This window comes from Enterococcus plantarum, assembly GCF_001730295.1.
GTDB classification, from domain to species: domain Bacteria; phylum Bacillota; class Bacilli; order Lactobacillales; family Enterococcaceae; genus Enterococcus_L; species Enterococcus_L plantarum.
Genome location: NZ_MIKA01000001.1, coordinates 117,018 through 132,958, shown reverse-complemented (window position 1 = coordinate 132,958; position 15,941 = coordinate 117,018). Strand labels below are relative to the sequence as shown.

Here is a 15,941-nt window from a genome sequence, read left to right as displayed (position 1 = left end):
ATCCAATTAATTATTTAAAAGAAAAAACGTTGAATATCGTTCCAAGTAACTAACACCATCAATAACATGATGAAACCAAAGCCTATCAGTGTTAGTATGCCTTCTTTTTCCTGACTTAAAGGTTTTCCTCTAAGCCCTTCAAAAATATTTAAAACGATTTTTCCACCATCTAAAGCAGGAATTGGCAATAAGTTGATGATCCCAAGGTTGACGGATAACATGGCCATCAACCAGATCACAGTGTTTAAACCAGCTTTGGATGCTTCTGCGGACATTTGGAACATCATTACTGGACCACCCAATTTATCTAAACTAAATCCAGTAAATAATGATTTAAGAGCTTTGAATATTTGCATAGAACTACTTAAAGTTGTTTCTACTCCGCCAAGCAGTTTATCTGCTAAGCCCGTTTTCTTCGGCGGTAAGATTCCAATCACACCAATTTCTTGTTTGCCAGATTTTTGACTTTTAGGTATTACATCAACTTCTCTAGTTTTTCCATCAGATTCTACCATTAGGTTCAATTCTTTATCAGGACTATCTTGAATTATTTTTGTGAAATCATTCCAGTCACTAACAGATGTGCCATTGATTGATACAATTTTATCATCTGCTTTTAAGCTAGCTTTTGCGGCTGGACTATCTGGTTGGACACCACCGATTAGATTAGTATTTGTATACGTCACACCACCTTGCATAAAGACATAAACTGTAAACAATACTAACGCGAGAATAAAATTGTTCATCGGTCCAGCGAAATTCGTCAACATCCGTTGCCAAAGTTTTGCGGATTGGAACTGTACATCAATCGGTGCAATTCTAACTTCCGTTCCATCTTGTTCAATGATCGTTGCATCGTGATTCACTTTATACGTAGTCTCTTCTGATTCATCTCCATTGACATAACCTTTGATGAATAGTTCTCTTTCCAAATCAGCCTCTAGCATTTCCATTGGAATACTATTTGTCAATTGAACTTTCTTACTTGTATTGATTTTTACGACTTCTTCCTGTTCATTCAACTCAACAGAAAGAGTCATTCCGGGGGCTAACTCCGTCTCGTCTTCACCCATCCCAGCCATACGAACATAGCCACCGATCGGTAAAATACGAATTGTATAGGTTGTGCCATCTTTACCTTGATGGGCAAAAATCTTCGGACCCATACCAATCGCAAATTCACGTACCAATATTCCTGAACGCTTTGCGAAGAAAAAATGTCCAAATTCATGTACTAAGACAAGAATTCCAAAGACAATAATAAATGTAATGATTGTTTTCATAACAGACCTTCTTCCTTTATCCATCTTTCTACGATAGTTCTTGTTTGTTTATCGATCGCAATCACTTCTTCCAAAGTGACTTCCTTTGTTTCTGTATAATTCCAAATTGCTTTTTGGACAAATTCCTCAATTTGAAGATATGAAATTTTGCCATCAATAAATGCATTTGCCGCAATTTCGTTCGCCGCATTATAGACTGTTGGAAATGCTCCACCTTTTTCCCCAACAATATAAGCAAGTTCTAACATGGGAAAACGCTCAAAATCCATTGGCTTAAAATTTAATTGACTAATCTCAGTTAAATCGAATGCTTTTTCATCTTGAATCGGCAAACGGTTAGGATACGTCAATGCATATTGAATTGGTTCACGCATGTCACTTGGTCCAAGTTGAGCCAAGTATGCACCATCTTTTAAAACAATCATCGAATGAACTATACTTTCTTTATGTAAAACAACTTTTATTTTATCATAATCTGTACCAAATAACCAATGTGCTTCAATAACTTCTAAGCCTTTATTCATCATCGTTGATGAATCTACCGTAATCTTTCTACCCATAGACCAGTTTGGATGGTTCAAAGCCTCTTCCAAAGTAACAGTTTTAAGCTCTTCACGAGTTAAATCTCTAAAGCTACCACCTGATGCTGTGATTACTAACTCTTTTAAATTATCTGATTTTTGTCCATCTAAACATTGAAAAATTGCAGAATGTTCACTGTCGACGGGTAAAATACGCACTTCATTTTTTCTTGCTTCTTCCATGACCCACTGCCCTGCCATAACTAACGTTTCTTTGTTTGCTAAAGCAATATCTTTCTTTGCTTTAATTGCAGCTAATGTAGGATTCAACCCCACACTGCCTGTAACCGCAGTTAATACGACGTCAACTGATTCAAGCGTTGCAGCTTTTATTAGCCCCTCTTCGCCTACTCCAAATTCAATTTCAGGGAAACGAGTAGTAAACTCTTTTTTCATTTGTTCTGTGCCTACACCCACATATTTCGGCTTTAACATTTTAATTAAATCCGCGCCTTTTTCACTATTTGAATGAAAGGTCAACGATTCGATTTGGAATAACTCCGGATACGCTGTAACAACAGCCACTGTGTTCATGCCAATAGAACCTGTAGCACCTAATAATGCAATGTTTTTCATATTAAAAAGAAAAACCCTGAACATTCAGAGTTTTTCACCTTCCCTTCTTGTTTAGAAAATTAAAATAGTCCGAATAAATGCATAATTGGAAAAACAAAAAGTAAGCTGTCGAAACGATCTAATATACCGCCGTGCCCTGGTAAAATAGTGCCGGAATCTTTTACATCATAATGACGTTTGATGGATGATTCAACTAAATCTCCGAATTGTCCGACAATCGAAAAGACAACAGTGATAATTAGCATAGTTGGTAAGTTATAAACAAACAATTCTTTATTTGGTGTCAACAGCAAGAACACTAATGCCACAACGACTGCGCAGAGAATTCCGCCTAATGAGCCTTCAATCGTTTTGTTAGGTGAAACTTCTGGCCATAACTTTCTTTTCCCAAACTGTTTCCCAATAAAATAAGCCCCAATATCCGTTGCCCATACAACAAATAATGCATAAAGCAATACAACAAAACCAGTATGTCTAGCGCTCACAAAGTTTTGGAAGCCGACACCTACATACAAACTTGTGATAACTGGAAAACCAGCTTGAGAGATGGTATACATATTCTTGGAAGCAACTAAACCACCTAATAAAATCATGACTGTTAGGTAAAATAAAATAAAATTATCCGCTTTTTCTGGTAAAAAGAAAAACCAGCGATCTTTTGGCAAAACTAAAAATACTGCACCTAAAGCTGAAAGTACACCTTCAAAACTAGCAATTTCTAGTCCTTTCATTCTAAATAATTCATAAACCCCTACAACTGCCAATATCGCTGCCGCAAGTTCAATCGCAAAGCCCCCGTACCAAATGATCGGTATAAATACTACTAATGCTACGGCAGCAGTAATAATGCGCTGTCTCATTTATCTTCCTCCTCTGTTTCCTTTAAGCCGCCAAAACGGCGATTTCTATTTTGAAACGATGCTAGCGCATTTTCTAATAGTTTATCATTAAAATCAGGCCACAAAGCATCTGTAAAAAACAATTCGCTGTACGCTATCTGCCAAAGCAAGAAATTACTGATTCTTTCTTCGCCACTTGTACGAATCAATAATTCTGGGTCCCTTAAGTCCTCGGATAAAAAGCTTGTCATCAAATGATCCTCAATTGTCGCCTCAGTAATCTCGTCAGTCGATAGTTGATTATTTGCGGCTTTTGCAGCTATTTCTTTTACCGCTGTCAGAATTTCAGCTCTTGAACCATAGTTTAAAGCAAAATTTAAAATCATACCAGTATTATTTTTTGTTTGTTCAATCGCTCGCTCTATTGCATCTTGTGTATGGGCTGGTAACAATTCTTTGTACCCCATTACTTGAACTTTTACATTTTCTTTGATCAACTCTGGTACAAAGGTATCAAAAAAATCGACTGGTAACTGCATTAGAAAACTTACTTCATCTGTTGGTCGTTTCCAATTTTCAGTTGAAAATGCATATAACGTTAGGACTTTGATCCCTAATTTACTAGCATGTTTCGTAATTTTTTTAACTGTGTTCATGCCTTCTTTATGCCCAGCAATTCGTGGCAAACGTCGATTTTGAGCCCACCGACCATTCCCGTCCATAATAACGGCTACGTGTCCTGGGATCGGACCTTCGCTATCAAAAGTAAATGTACTCTCTTTTTGTATGTATTTATTCTTTTGCGGAAAAAAACGTAACATATTTTTCCCTCCATTCCAAAAATCTGTCTAGACTATTATAGCAATATCTTTCAGAAATGCCTATGCAAATGGAAAGATTTCCACATTATTTAATAAATTTATGAGGGAATCCGCTTAATTCAGGCTAAACTTGCACTTAAAAATGGGTTCTGCCGTCTTTTTACTCATAAAATTTTCCATTAAATTAAAAAAGAAAGGAAACAAAACTTAAAATCGTTTTGCTTCACTTCCCAAAAAAATGCATTTTAATCCATCTTTTCTTCTTTTTCTGAAGGTTTATTTTCTTCAGGTTTTAGATTCCCTTTGCTGACACCGATTTGAACAACAGAATTGATCGGAATAAATTCATTATATTGACTCATATTCACCACAGTCCCTTTAGTTACAGTTGAATCGACATAATAAACCTGATAGGTGATATTCGCACCTTTTGACTGATAATCATCGTAAAAAATCTTTTGAAGATCTCCTTCTAATGTATTGTCGCGCAAATCTTTAATATAGGGTCTTCCTGAAGAATAAACGACTTGAATCACAGGTTTTTCATCTTTTTCTGTATATTTTTTCCCTATCTCTACGGATTGACTGATAAATTGTCCGTATGGAACCTCATCATTAAATAATTGTTTCACTTGAACTTGTAATCCACTTGCTTTTGATTCTGCTTCTTCTACTGTAAATTGCGAAAAATCTGGGACAATTAACGCTTTACCTGTTGAAACGGTAATTGACATTGCTTCTTTTTTGGCAACCTTAGTGTCTTTCCCAACGCTTTGAGAAATAATTTTCCCAGTCTCTACCTTATCAGAGTCCGCTTCCTCGACTGTTAGTGTAATTTCATTTTTCTTAGCCCATTCAGTTGCTTCTTCTTTTGGCTTTCCAGCAAAATCAGGCATCGGAATATCTTTTTCAAAAACTTCTTTGCCTTTAGAAAAATAGACTTTGGCTTTGTCTTTACGTTTATAATTTTCGGCTTTTACATCTTTGTTTGTTATTTCGAATTTTAGATAGTCACCTGCTGCTACTTTATCACTGTATTCTTCAATGATAGCTAAATTATCTGCTTTTTGCTTGCTGATCCATTTTTTCGCATCTGCTGTTTTCATTGATTTGAAGTCTGGTAGTGAAATGGCTTCTTCTGGGTCCGCTCCAATGCTAGCATCAACTACTAAAGTTTTACCTTTTTTGATTTTCTTGTTTTTCACTGTTTGTTGAATGATTACGTTTGCTTCTTTATCAAAATCGTATTTTTGCTCTACTTGAAGTTTTACGCCATTCTCAGTTGTCCATTCACGTACTTCAGACAATTCTTTTCCTTCAAAATTAGGGACTTTTACATGGGTCATTTGGTAATAGCCAAAATATAATAATAAAACTGCTGCCAAACTTCCTAGACCAATATAAAGATATTTTTTGATTTTCTCTTTTTTATAGTTTGGATCTGTTTCAATCACTTCTTCGGGATTCTTTGACTGATTCACTGGTATTGTAGTAGTTGGTTCAGTTTCTTTAACTGGTTCTTGTACCGACTCGTATTTTTTCTTTTTTGATCTTTTTTTAGAATATATCAAGCCCTCAGTATCACTTGATTCAATTTTTTTCTCTTTTGCAGCAGTAGGAGCATTATCCGGATTGTTTCGTGGTCCATACGATACTTCAGAGTGACTTTCTCCTTGTTTGACAGCCGAATCTTCTTTACCTATTGAATCCTTTTCAGACTTCGGTTTCTTGTCAGGTTCATTTTTACTTAATTTTTCTTTTTGTTCATTTTTTTTCTGGCGGGTTTTCTCATAATTATCTCCGCTGAAATTTGATAGAAAATCACTCATATTTTTTTAACACACCTTTTTTCAGGTAATAAGTCTCATCTGATTGCCCAGCAATATCATTAGAATGCGTCACAACAATTACACATTTGTTATGAACTTTTGCTAGATTTTGAAAAATATCTACAATCTCTTGCTCCATTCCTTCATCTAAATTCCCCGTTGGTTCATCCGCCAAAATAATGTCTACATTTGTTGCTAAAGCTCTGGCAATCGCAACACGTTGTTGTTCACCACCGGAAAGCTGATTTACGAGTCGATCCGCTTTTTCGCTTGTGATCCCGATGTAATCTAGTAAATTATACGCAACTTCTTTTTGATTTGGTGGTAGTTCATTGTCTGTGATCGACATTGCAACTAACACATTTTCCAATGCTGTCAGATAAGGAACTAAGTTGTAACTCTGGAAAATAATACTGATATCATCGCGACGATATTTCTCATATCCGATTGTTTTGATATCTTTTCCATTCAATAAAACTTGCCCCTCTTTAGGCGTATCCAAAGCACTGATCAGAGAAAGGAATGTTGTTTTTCCTGAACCAGATTGCCCCAAAATAGTATAAAATTTCCCCTGTTCAAAAGCAACATTGGTATTTTTTAATATAAAACGACGTTGATCTCCATCTTGGTAAAAATAACTGAGATCTTTTGTTTCTAAAATTGCCATTTTCCTTGCCTCCTACATCATGATTTTCTTTGGATTTAAACGAACGATGTACAGTAATGGTAAAATTGCTGACATTAGAACTGTACCTAATCCAACAACTAAATACGTAACGATATATCCTAATGAGAATTTCACTTCATAAGCGTTCATGATATCATCCGTTGTCAATTCTGTTGTACCTAGTCCATCAAAGCCCATAAACATGTTCATTTGGTCATTTGAATTATTTAATAGGTCGCTATTCAATAAAGATTCTGAAACCATTTTCCCTAAGAAATTCCCTGTAATCAAAGAAAGAATCAGTGCAATTCCACTTATGATCAACATCTCAATAATAATTTGTCCCATAACGTGGCTACGTTTATCACCTAATGAGAGATAAATTCCTAATTCATGTTTGCGATCACGCATAAACAATAAGACGACAAGTGAAATTATCAGTAACGTAGCAATGACCGCAATCATAACCACATAACCTGAAATTTGAGACATTTTTTTCATACTTCCACCGATTTGTTCATATTGATCCGTTGAAGCTTTCACAGTATACAGCTTAGGTAAAAGCGGCTGTGTTTCTTGTTTAAAGGCTTCCACCTCATCTGGACTTTTCAAAACATAAACAGGTGTATAATATTCTTCTAGACTCTCTTCCGACAGATAAGGACTATCTGGATCAACTTTTTTTAGCTTTTCAATATTGTCTTTGTTAATTTCTAACACTGTTTTGTTTGGTAAATAAATTGTGTTGAGTTGTTGCATTGACATATATTGTTGATTCATATTTTGCTCTTCATTTTTTTTATTTTCTTTGTCTTTCATTTCTACTGTTGTAGGTTCAAAAATTCCGATAATTTGGATAGGGACATCCGTCTTGAATAATTCTTTTTCATCGCCATTCTCGTTATAATCATACGTTCTAGTATCCATGACCATCTGATCACCTACAGAAAGCCCATTTTCTTCTGCTACTTTTGAAGAAATCAAGCCGACATTTTTGCCATTGTCAATCTCTTCTTGAGTAAATACTTTACCTGCTACTATTTTTATATTTTTTTCTTCAACATCTAAAATTTTGTGATAGTTGGATCCTTTTAAGGTAAATCCTTCCATCATGCCTCCAGATTGCTCTGATTCTAATGAAGCACTTTTCAATTCCTTTGTCTGAACCATCGCTAAAGCGTTATAATCATAATATTTTACATATGGAGATTCCCCAACTTTTTTCATTAAATCAATTTTAAGTTGCTCAATTTTAAGGTCTTCTTTTGCAAATTCTTCTTGATTATTCTCATAATCGATTTGAATCGTAGCCGTACCACCTAATTGCTTCTTGACATTCTTTTCAACGTTCTGTGTAGACTGTTGAATCGCAATGGCTCCTGCAATAACGTTTCCCAACACAAAAATCACTGCAAATAAAATGAGTGATTTCCCCTTTTTTCTAGTAACACTGCATAATGCACGTTTGATAAAATTCACCTTTTCAGCTCCCTTTTGAAAATATAGTTAACATCATTATTCCATATCCCATGAGGTTTAACAAGATGTTTTTTCTTGCACTCGCTCGACCTTACAAAATCTATAGATTATATCTTTATAATCATCATTTTATATAAAAAGAACAAGAAAATACACTATTCAAGTGGATTTTCTTGTTCTTTCATATTCAAATAACTTATTAAACTTCTAACAGTTCTTTTTCTTTTTCAGAAGTGATCGTATCAATATTTTTCACACTATCATCTGTTAATTTTTGGGCTTCTTTTTCTAAATTGCGCAACTCATCTTCAGTGATATCATTACTTTTTTGTTGTTTTTTTAACTCATCAATAGCATCACGACGAATATTACGAACAGCGATTTTCGCATTTTCAGCAGCTTTTTTTACATCTTTCGCTAATTCTTTACGACGCTCTTCCGTTAATTGTGGAATCACTAAGCGTATCACTGTACCGTCATTTGTTGGGCTGATGCCAATATCACTAGCTTGAATTGCTTTTTCAATATCTTCAAGTGAATTTTTATCAAAAGGTGTGATCATCAATACCCGGGCCTCTGGAATATTGATTCCAGCTAATTGATTCACAGGTGTTAGTGCACCATAGTAATCTACTTGAATACGGTCCAAAAGACTTGCATTAGCGCGTCCTGCACGGATTTGACCCAATTCACGTTGTAAACTTTGTTCTGCTTTACTCATTTTTTCTTTTGCTGTTTCTAATACCGTTCCACTCATTTGTTATTTCCCCCTTACGGTTGTTCCAATATTTTCACCTAGACATGCACGGCGAATATTGCCTGTTTCGTTTAAATTGAACACCACCAATGGAATATCATTATCCATACTTAGTGAACTTGCTGTTGAGTCCATTACTTGCAATCCTTTTGAAATCACATCTAAATGTGTTAATTCTTCAAATTTAACTGCAGTTGCATCCAATTTAGGATCGGCAGAATATACACCATCAACATTATTCTTAGCCATTAAAATAACATCTGCATCGATCTCTGCCGCACGTAAAGCTGCAGTTGTATCAGTTGAAAAATATGGATTTCCTGTACCACCTGCAAAAATAACGATACGTCCTTTTTCTAAATGACGTTCTGCACGTCGACGAATATATGGTTCTGCAATTTGACGCATCTCGATTGATGTTTGAACGCGAGTAGGAACACCTAGATTTTCTAACGTATCTTGCAATGCCAAAGCGTTCATTACAGTTGCTAACATTCCCATGTAATCTGCTTGTGCACGTTCCATACCCATTTGGGCACCGATTTGTCCACGCCAGATGTTTCCACCACCGACAACGATTGCCATTTCAATTCCTAATTCATGAACTTCTTTGATTTCTTCTACAATCTCTTTGATTGTTGGAGGTTTAATTCCAAAACCTTCTTCTCCGGCCAAAGCTTCGCCACTTAACTTTAATACAACACGTTGATATTTAGGTTTTACCATTTTTGTTTTCCCTCCACCATTTGTCTAAGAACATTTTAACATACTCTAGGTATTCTGCCAGTTTATTTCTTTTGATTTGCCTAAAAAAAGGGAGCGCATCTCAATGCGTTCCCAACTGTTACCTAAGCAACAGATTTATTTTTTGATTTGGCTCATTACTTCGTCTGCAAAGTTATCTTCACGTTTTTCGATTCCTTCGCCAACTTCAAAGCGGATAAATGATTTAACCGTTGCACCCTTAGAAGCAACAAATTTTTCAACTGTCATATCTGGATCTTTAACGAATGGTTGATCTACTAATGAAATTTCAGCTTTAAATTTATTTAAGCGTCCAACAACCATTTTGTCAACAATATTCGCTGGTTTGCCTTCGTTTAATGCTTGTTCTGAAAGAATTGCTTTTTCATGCTCTAATTCTTCTTGCGGAATTTGAGATTCATTCACATAACGAGGGTTGATAGCTGCCACGTGCATTGCTACGTCTTTAGCAACTTCTTCATCAGTTGTTCCATCTAATACAGTCAATACTGCAATACGTCCACCCATGTGTAAATAAGCACCGAATGCGGCATTGTCATCTTTTTCTACTAGTTCAAAACGACGGAAGCTGATTTTTTCACCAATAACAGTTGTTGCTTCGATCAATTCAGTTTCTAATGTTCCTTTATCTGTTTTAAGTGCTAAAGCTTCTTCCATGTTCGCAGGTTTGTTTGTCGCAATTTCAGTCGCGATTTTTTTAACTAGGTCTTGGAACATTTCATTTTTAGAAACGAAGTCAGTTTCAGAGTTTACTTCTACGATTGCTGCAAAGTTACCGTTTGAAGCAACATTTGCTAAACCTTCAGCTGCTACACGATCATTTTTCTTAGCGGCTTTGGCCATTCCTTTTTCACGTAAGTAATCAACAGCGGCTTCCATGTTACCTTCTACTTCTACTAACGCTCTTTTCGCGTCCATCATACCGACACCAGTCATGTCGCGTAATTCTTTAACTAATTTTGCTGAAATATCTGCCATTTTTTGTTCCTCCTAAGTTTTAAAAGCGTAGTAGGCTCGTTTAGCCTTGACAGAAAAATAGGGAAACACGAGAGTGGTGCTTTTTGCCACTATCAGGTTCTGTCTTTTTCCTAAAGACTAGCCTACGAAGCTAGATAGTTTAAAAGCTGAATGAGATCGATTAGACTCGACTGAAAATATGGAAATATGATTGTGATGTTTTTGGTCACAGGCAGATTTCTTCTTTTTCTGAGAGTCTGACTCATGAAGCTAGATAATTTAAGTATAAAATTCGTTTTAAAAAAGCTATCTCAAAGGAGAATCAGGCTTTTTTCGCCTAGCCTTCGAGACAGCTCCGTTATTATTAATTATTCTGCTGAATCGTTGTTACCTTCAACAACGTCTACGATTTCTTCGATTGAAGTTGCAGCTTCTGGTGCTTCTTCAGTAAAGATTTCTTCTACAGCTTGATCTTCACCTTGGTTTCCTTCGATGAAAGCATCAGCCATTTTAGCAGTGATTAATTTAACCGCACGAATCGCATCATCATTAGATGGGATTACTACGTCGATTTCATCTGGATCACAGTTTGTATCAACCATCGCAACGATTGGGATGTTCAATTTATGTGCTTCTTGAACAGCAATACGTTCTTTACGAGGATCCACAATGTACATTACATCTGGAATTCTAGGCATATCAGCGATACCACCTAAGAATTTTTCAAGACGTTCACGTTGTTTGTTTAAACCAACAACTTCTTTTTTAGGAAGAACTTCAAAAGTTCCGTCTTCTTCCATTTTATTGATATCTTTCAAACGTTTGATACGTTTTTGGATTGTATCCCAGTTCGTTAATGTTCCACCTAACCAACGGTGGTTTACGAAGTATTGACCTGAACGAATTGCTTCGTCTTTGATCGCTTCTTGTGCTTGTTTTTTAGTTCCTACGAATAATGCAACGCCGCCGTCTTCAGCAACATTTTTCATGTAATCGTAAGCAGCATCTACTAATTTAACTGTTTTTTGTAAGTCAATAATGTAGATTCCGTTTCTTTCTGTGAAGATATATTTCTTCATTTTTGGGTTCCAGCGACGAGTTTGGTGTCCAAAGTGTACGCCGGCTTCTAGTAATTGTTTCATAGAAATTACTGCCATTTTTTGTTTCCTCCAATTTGGTTTTTATTTGTTCCCTCTCCAGTTCTCATCTTTATAAAGAACTACTAGTAAGTAGCACCGCCTTACAAATCGAATCTGGATGTGGATTTAGTGTTTTAACACCGTTATCTAGTATACATGATTCTTTAAAATATTTCAACATACTATTTATACTTTTTTTATCTCTATCTTAACAAAGTAATCGAATTTGATTATTCATCATGTTCAAGAATTACTCGATCGTTCAGCGATTGACTATTTCTATTGTTATGCTCATAATATTCTTCAAACATTTCGATTTGTTTTTTTGAGACGTCAACTGGTGTTTTCAAAATATACCATTCCACATTTTCAGTTAACGGCGGTGTTGTTAACGAACCTAAATAATGATAGTAACTCTTATTTTCTGGAAACATTGATTCAATATCTATGATTTCTGTTTTTTTGCCATCGGACACATCCTCAAGTACTTCTTGAAATCCTTTATTTTCAGCACCTTCTGTAAAAAACACACCAATCACAGCTAAACGTCCATCTTGGGCTTGATTGACAAAATGAGCTTCTAGAGGATAATATTGCCCATCTATTGTGTGTTCACTTTGAGCGTGGAAATGGAATTGCGTTAAGGCGAATCTTCTGTGATTGATTGTCGCTGTGCCTGAATCAGTGACTTGAATACTATGTCCATTATTCTTAGCCTCACTTATTTTACGACTATAATCTAATTGGATTGCACCGCCATCTGTCATCTTTTCTACTAAAGAACTTGGAATGTCAATTGGTGATTGCATTTTGCCAGATACTTGTTTCCAACTTTTTTGATCATCATATTCAAAGTGACTCGCTTCTTTTTTTTGAGAACTTTCTTGCGTGTGTAAAACGTTCTCTACAGGCTCACTCTGTCTTTTTTGGGTACAAGCTGTTACGGGTATTAGCAATGAAAGCAATACTGAAATAAGCAGTTTCTTTTTCATACGTTCATCCTTCTTTCAATTTTTTGTTTGAATTTGGGGAAAGCTCACCTTTAGTTTAAAAATTAATTCGTCCTCCACTCCAGATGTAACTTATATAAATCTTTTTATAATTAATTTATTATATCTTATTTCAGAGAAATTTAGTAGAAAAATTTTCTTAAAATAAAAAAAAGACTGAAAACGACATCGCACATGTATTTCGTTTCAGTCTCATAAAGAGTATATTTAGTTATCACTTTCAAAATGGTACATTAAAATCCCCGCTGCAATCGCTACATTTAATGATTCCGCTGCACCTTTAATTGGAATGTAGATATTTTGATCAGTCTCCTCCAAAAATCTAGGTGAAATCCCCTGTCCTTCATTCCCCATAATTAAAGCATAATTCTTAGTCCTGGGTATTTTTTGATAGATGATTGCCTCTGGATTTAGTTCAGTACCGTAAATAGGTATCTTTAATTTTTTGAACATATCAATTATATTATCCAAAGGCTTGAATAATACAGGTAAATGGTAATTACTTCCTTGCATAGCCCTTAACACCTTCGTATTGTAAATATCGGAACAGCCTTCTCCTAAAATCACACCTGAAAGACCAGCTGCATCGGCAGTCCGAATCATCGTTCCCACATTTCCTGGATCTTGAACATTGTCTAAAAGAAGCCAGCCACCTGAAAATTGTATCGTATTCTCAAGCTCAGGCATCCTAATGATTGCGATCATGCCTTGAGGAGTAGGTAATTCTGAAAGAGATTCTAACACCTCATAAGAGACCTGAATCAATCTTTCTTGTGGCTGTTCGTCTAACCAATCCGACCACTCCGTACGTCCTCGCTGATTAAAAAGTACCCAATCAATTTGAGCGTTTGCTTTCTCAGCTTCTTCAATCAAATGAAATCCTTCAATTATATATTGTTGCTTTTCTTCTCGATACTTTTTTTTATGTAATTTTTTTAATTCCTTGATCATTGCATTTTTTGTCGATAAAATTTCTTTCATTTTCACACCTCACTCGACCATTATACCATGATTCTTTTTAATCAGACAGTCACTACTTTACTTGCCAGAAGATTGAAAAGTCGCTATCATGAATTTAAATAAAAGCGAGGTGTACAACAATGAGAAAAGTACGCATGAATGTTCAAGGTAGAGTCCAAGGTGTGGGATTTCGTTATATGACTAAGATGGTGGCTGATGAACTAGGAATTCACGGTACCGTCCGAAATGAAGAGGATGGATCCGTTTCAATCGAATCCGTAGGCACTGACGAAAAAATGAATCAGTTTATTCAAAAAATCAAAGATTCGCCCAGCCCGGCAGGACGTGTGACCTATATGGATATACAGGAAGATCCACTAATCGAAGAGCATACCACCTTTGAAGTAACAAACTAAATCAGTCCAGAAGAATCTTACTCAGTCTTGAGGCGGATTCTTCTAATTTTTATTGAAAAAAAACGCTTTTTCAAGTATAGTTAACCTTGTGCAAATTTTTTAGAAAAGGAAAGAATAAAATGAGAAAATTAAATAAGTGGCTCTTAAGTTCCGGTCTATTCTCTCTAGTGTTGTTTTTATCTGGATGTGTAAAAACAGGTTCTGACGGCCAGCCAACTGGTGAAGGCATCATCTATAATTTACTTGTAAAACCAATGAGTAGTGCTATTACATACCTCGTTGATAATTTCGATTGGAATTACGGTTGGGCAATCATCTTTATCACGATCATTGTTCGTCTTATTATTATGCCATTAGGATTGAATCAATCCAAAAAAAGCATGATCCAAACAGAAAAAATGCAAGCGATCAAGCCCCAAATCGATGCGGCGCAAGCAAAAGTAAAAGAAGCCACGACTCGTGAAGAACAAATGCAAGCTCAAGCTGAAATGCAACAAGTTTACAAGGAAAATAACATGAGTATGATGGGCGGTATCGGGTGTCTACCTCTATTGATTCAAATGCCAATCTTCTCTGCCTTATTCTTTGCGGCTCGATATACAAAAGGAATTGGCGATGCATCATTCTTTGGTGTTAACCTTGGTCAACCAAGTATTGTATTCGTTGTGTTAGCTGGTGTAGCATACTTACTTCAAGGATACCTTTCAACTATTGGTATTCCAGAAGAACAAAAGAAAACAATGAAATCAATGTTGATCGTGTCTCCGCTAATGATTGTATTCATGTCAATCAGCTCTCCAGCGGGTGTAACATTGTATTGGGTAGTTGGTGGTATTTTCAGTAGTATTCAAACATTGATTACCAATCAATTTTTAAAACCAAGAATCAAAGCTCAAGTAGCAGAGGAACTAAAACAAAATCCACCAAAACAAGTGATTGTCCCTCGTAAAGATGTCACACCAACAGAAGATAAAAATAAACAAAAACCTTCAGCTCCAAAAACTACTACTAAAAATGGTAGAAATGCTGGAAAACAAAATAGAAAATAAAAAAAAGAGCCTGGTACATAACTAAAAAGGTTATGTTTCAGGCTCTTATTAACCGAATAAACGGTGGGCGCAGAAGCAACTCCTTAGGAAATAAGCCGAAATTCACAAAAATTTGAAGAGCAATTTTCGTAAATTCCTTCTTATTTCTCGGAGTTAAACACTTCTGCCCCAACCTCATTTTTTATCATTTGGTTGCTGAAACGCCAAAAACGAAAAGGTCAACAACTCGAGTTATACTTAATGATGCGTTACTTTGTTCTGTTTTGATATACGGAGAGAGTGTATTAAGAAAATGAGTTGTAGCAATCTCCGGCGATAGGCCGTTTCGCATAGCAAAGTCACTTTCTTCGAAAAGATTCAACAACGGTGCTTTATAGGAACTGTTCCAAAGCGAAAATAATTTCATCTGGGTTTCTTCAGCTAAGTTCGTCCTGAAATCATGCATCATCAGATCAAAATCAAATGGATGCTTTGTTTTCAGACATTCAGCAAACTTTTGTAATTTACTAATAGTATCCAGACTTGGATTTCCAACAATTTTTACTAATTCTTTGTTTACATCACCTAACAAGCTTTCGATAACCCCTACATAAACTTCTTCTTTATTCTTAAAATGATGATACAAATTTGGTTGAGTCACCTCGGCCAACTGTGCAATTTGCCTTGTAGAGGTACTCTGATACCCGTTGTCCATAAATAAACGTGTTGCGACTTGAATAATTTTGACTCGTGTATTTTTCGTTTCTTTTTCCATTACGTAGCCACCTAAAATAAATTTCATTATCATTTTAACAGAAGCTGGCGGAGAAACCT

Annotated in this window: 16 protein-coding genes; 2 read left to right on the top strand and 14 right to left on the bottom strand. The window is 35.7% G+C overall.

Going from position 1 to position 15,941, the window contains the following annotated elements; genetic code table 11:
• Positions 1-14: 14 nt before the first annotated feature.
• The 13 genes from rseP to BCR22_RS00545 form a co-directional block, all read right to left on the bottom strand.
• Positions 15-1,283, bottom strand: coding sequence for an RIP metalloprotease RseP (rseP, locus tag BCR22_RS00605; RefSeq protein ID WP_069653063.1), 1,269 nt, complete (start codon positions 1,281-1,283; stop codon positions 15-17).
• The gene (locus BCR22_RS00600; protein ID WP_069653202.1) at positions 1,280-2,440 is read right to left on the bottom strand and encodes a 1-deoxy-D-xylulose-5-phosphate reductoisomerase; all 1,161 of its coding nucleotides are present in this window, start codon (positions 2,438-2,440) and stop codon (positions 1,280-1,282) included. Before BCR22_RS00600 ends, rseP begins: the two co-directional genes overlap by 4 nt.
• A 59-nt stretch (positions 2,441-2,499) precedes the next feature.
• On the bottom strand, positions 2,500-3,300 hold the full coding sequence (locus BCR22_RS00595) for a phosphatidate cytidylyltransferase (protein WP_069653062.1): 801 nt from the start codon (positions 3,298-3,300) through the stop codon (positions 2,500-2,502).
• On the bottom strand, positions 3,297-4,100 hold the full coding sequence (locus BCR22_RS00590; RefSeq protein ID WP_069653061.1) for an isoprenyl transferase: 804 nt from the start codon (positions 4,098-4,100) through the stop codon (positions 3,297-3,299). The genes BCR22_RS00595 and BCR22_RS00590 overlap by 4 nt, the downstream gene beginning before the upstream one ends.
• Before the next feature lie 245 nt (positions 4,101-4,345).
• Positions 4,346-5,929 (bottom strand): PASTA domain-containing protein, encoded by a 1,584-nt coding sequence (locus BCR22_RS00585; RefSeq protein WP_069653060.1) that lies wholly within the window; start codon positions 5,927-5,929, stop codon positions 4,346-4,348.
• The gene (locus BCR22_RS00580; RefSeq protein WP_069653059.1) at positions 5,922-6,596 is read right to left on the bottom strand and encodes an ABC transporter ATP-binding protein; all 675 of its coding nucleotides are present in this window, start codon (positions 6,594-6,596) and stop codon (positions 5,922-5,924) included. Before BCR22_RS00580 ends, BCR22_RS00585 begins: the two co-directional genes overlap by 8 nt.
• Positions 6,597-6,608: 12 nt before the next feature.
• Complete coding sequence (locus tag BCR22_RS00575) at positions 6,609-8,075, bottom strand: ABC transporter permease (RefSeq protein ID WP_069653058.1); 1,467 nt, start codon at positions 8,073-8,075, stop codon at positions 6,609-6,611.
• A 199-nt stretch (positions 8,076-8,274) separates the two neighbouring features.
• A complete protein-coding gene (gene frr / locus BCR22_RS00570) occupies positions 8,275-8,832 on the bottom strand; it encodes a ribosome recycling factor (protein ID WP_069653057.1) in 558 nt (185 codons plus the stop codon).
• A gap of 3 nt (positions 8,833-8,835) precedes the next feature.
• The gene (gene pyrH, locus BCR22_RS00565) at positions 8,836-9,558 is read right to left on the bottom strand and encodes a UMP kinase (protein WP_069653056.1); all 723 of its coding nucleotides are present in this window, start codon (positions 9,556-9,558) and stop codon (positions 8,836-8,838) included.
• Between the two features lie 135 nt (positions 9,559-9,693).
• Complete coding sequence (tsf, locus tag BCR22_RS00560) at positions 9,694-10,575, bottom strand: translation elongation factor Ts (protein ID WP_069653055.1); 882 nt, start codon at positions 10,573-10,575, stop codon at positions 9,694-9,696.
• A gap of 347 nt (positions 10,576-10,922) precedes the next feature.
• Positions 10,923-11,711, bottom strand: coding sequence for a 30S ribosomal protein S2 (rpsB, locus tag BCR22_RS00555; protein ID WP_069653054.1), 789 nt, complete (start codon positions 11,709-11,711; stop codon positions 10,923-10,925).
• A gap of 212 nt (positions 11,712-11,923) precedes the next feature.
• On the bottom strand, positions 11,924-12,685 hold the full coding sequence (locus BCR22_RS00550) for a carbonic anhydrase (protein WP_069653053.1): 762 nt from the start codon (positions 12,683-12,685) through the stop codon (positions 11,924-11,926).
• Positions 12,686-12,910: 225 nt separating this feature from the next.
• Positions 12,911-13,684 (bottom strand): TrmH family RNA methyltransferase, encoded by a 774-nt coding sequence (locus BCR22_RS00545; RefSeq protein WP_069653052.1) that lies wholly within the window; start codon positions 13,682-13,684, stop codon positions 12,911-12,913.
• A gap of 119 nt (positions 13,685-13,803) precedes the next feature.
• Here BCR22_RS00545 and BCR22_RS00540 point away from each other — a divergent pair, with 119 nt between their 5' ends.
• Entirely contained in the window at positions 13,804-14,079 is a 276-nt protein-coding gene (locus tag BCR22_RS00540; protein ID WP_069653051.1) for an acylphosphatase, read from the top strand.
• A 119-nt stretch (positions 14,080-14,198) separates the two neighbouring features.
• The gene (gene yidC, locus BCR22_RS00535) at positions 14,199-15,128 is read left to right on the top strand and encodes a membrane protein insertase YidC (protein WP_069653050.1); all 930 of its coding nucleotides are present in this window, start codon (positions 14,199-14,201) and stop codon (positions 15,126-15,128) included.
• A 184-nt stretch (positions 15,129-15,312) separates the two neighbouring features.
• Here yidC and BCR22_RS00530 read toward each other — a convergent pair whose 3' ends face one another.
• A complete protein-coding gene (locus BCR22_RS00530) occupies positions 15,313-15,882 on the bottom strand; it encodes a TetR/AcrR family transcriptional regulator (RefSeq protein WP_069653049.1) in 570 nt (189 codons plus the stop codon).
• Between the last annotated feature and the right edge of the window lie 59 nt (positions 15,883-15,941).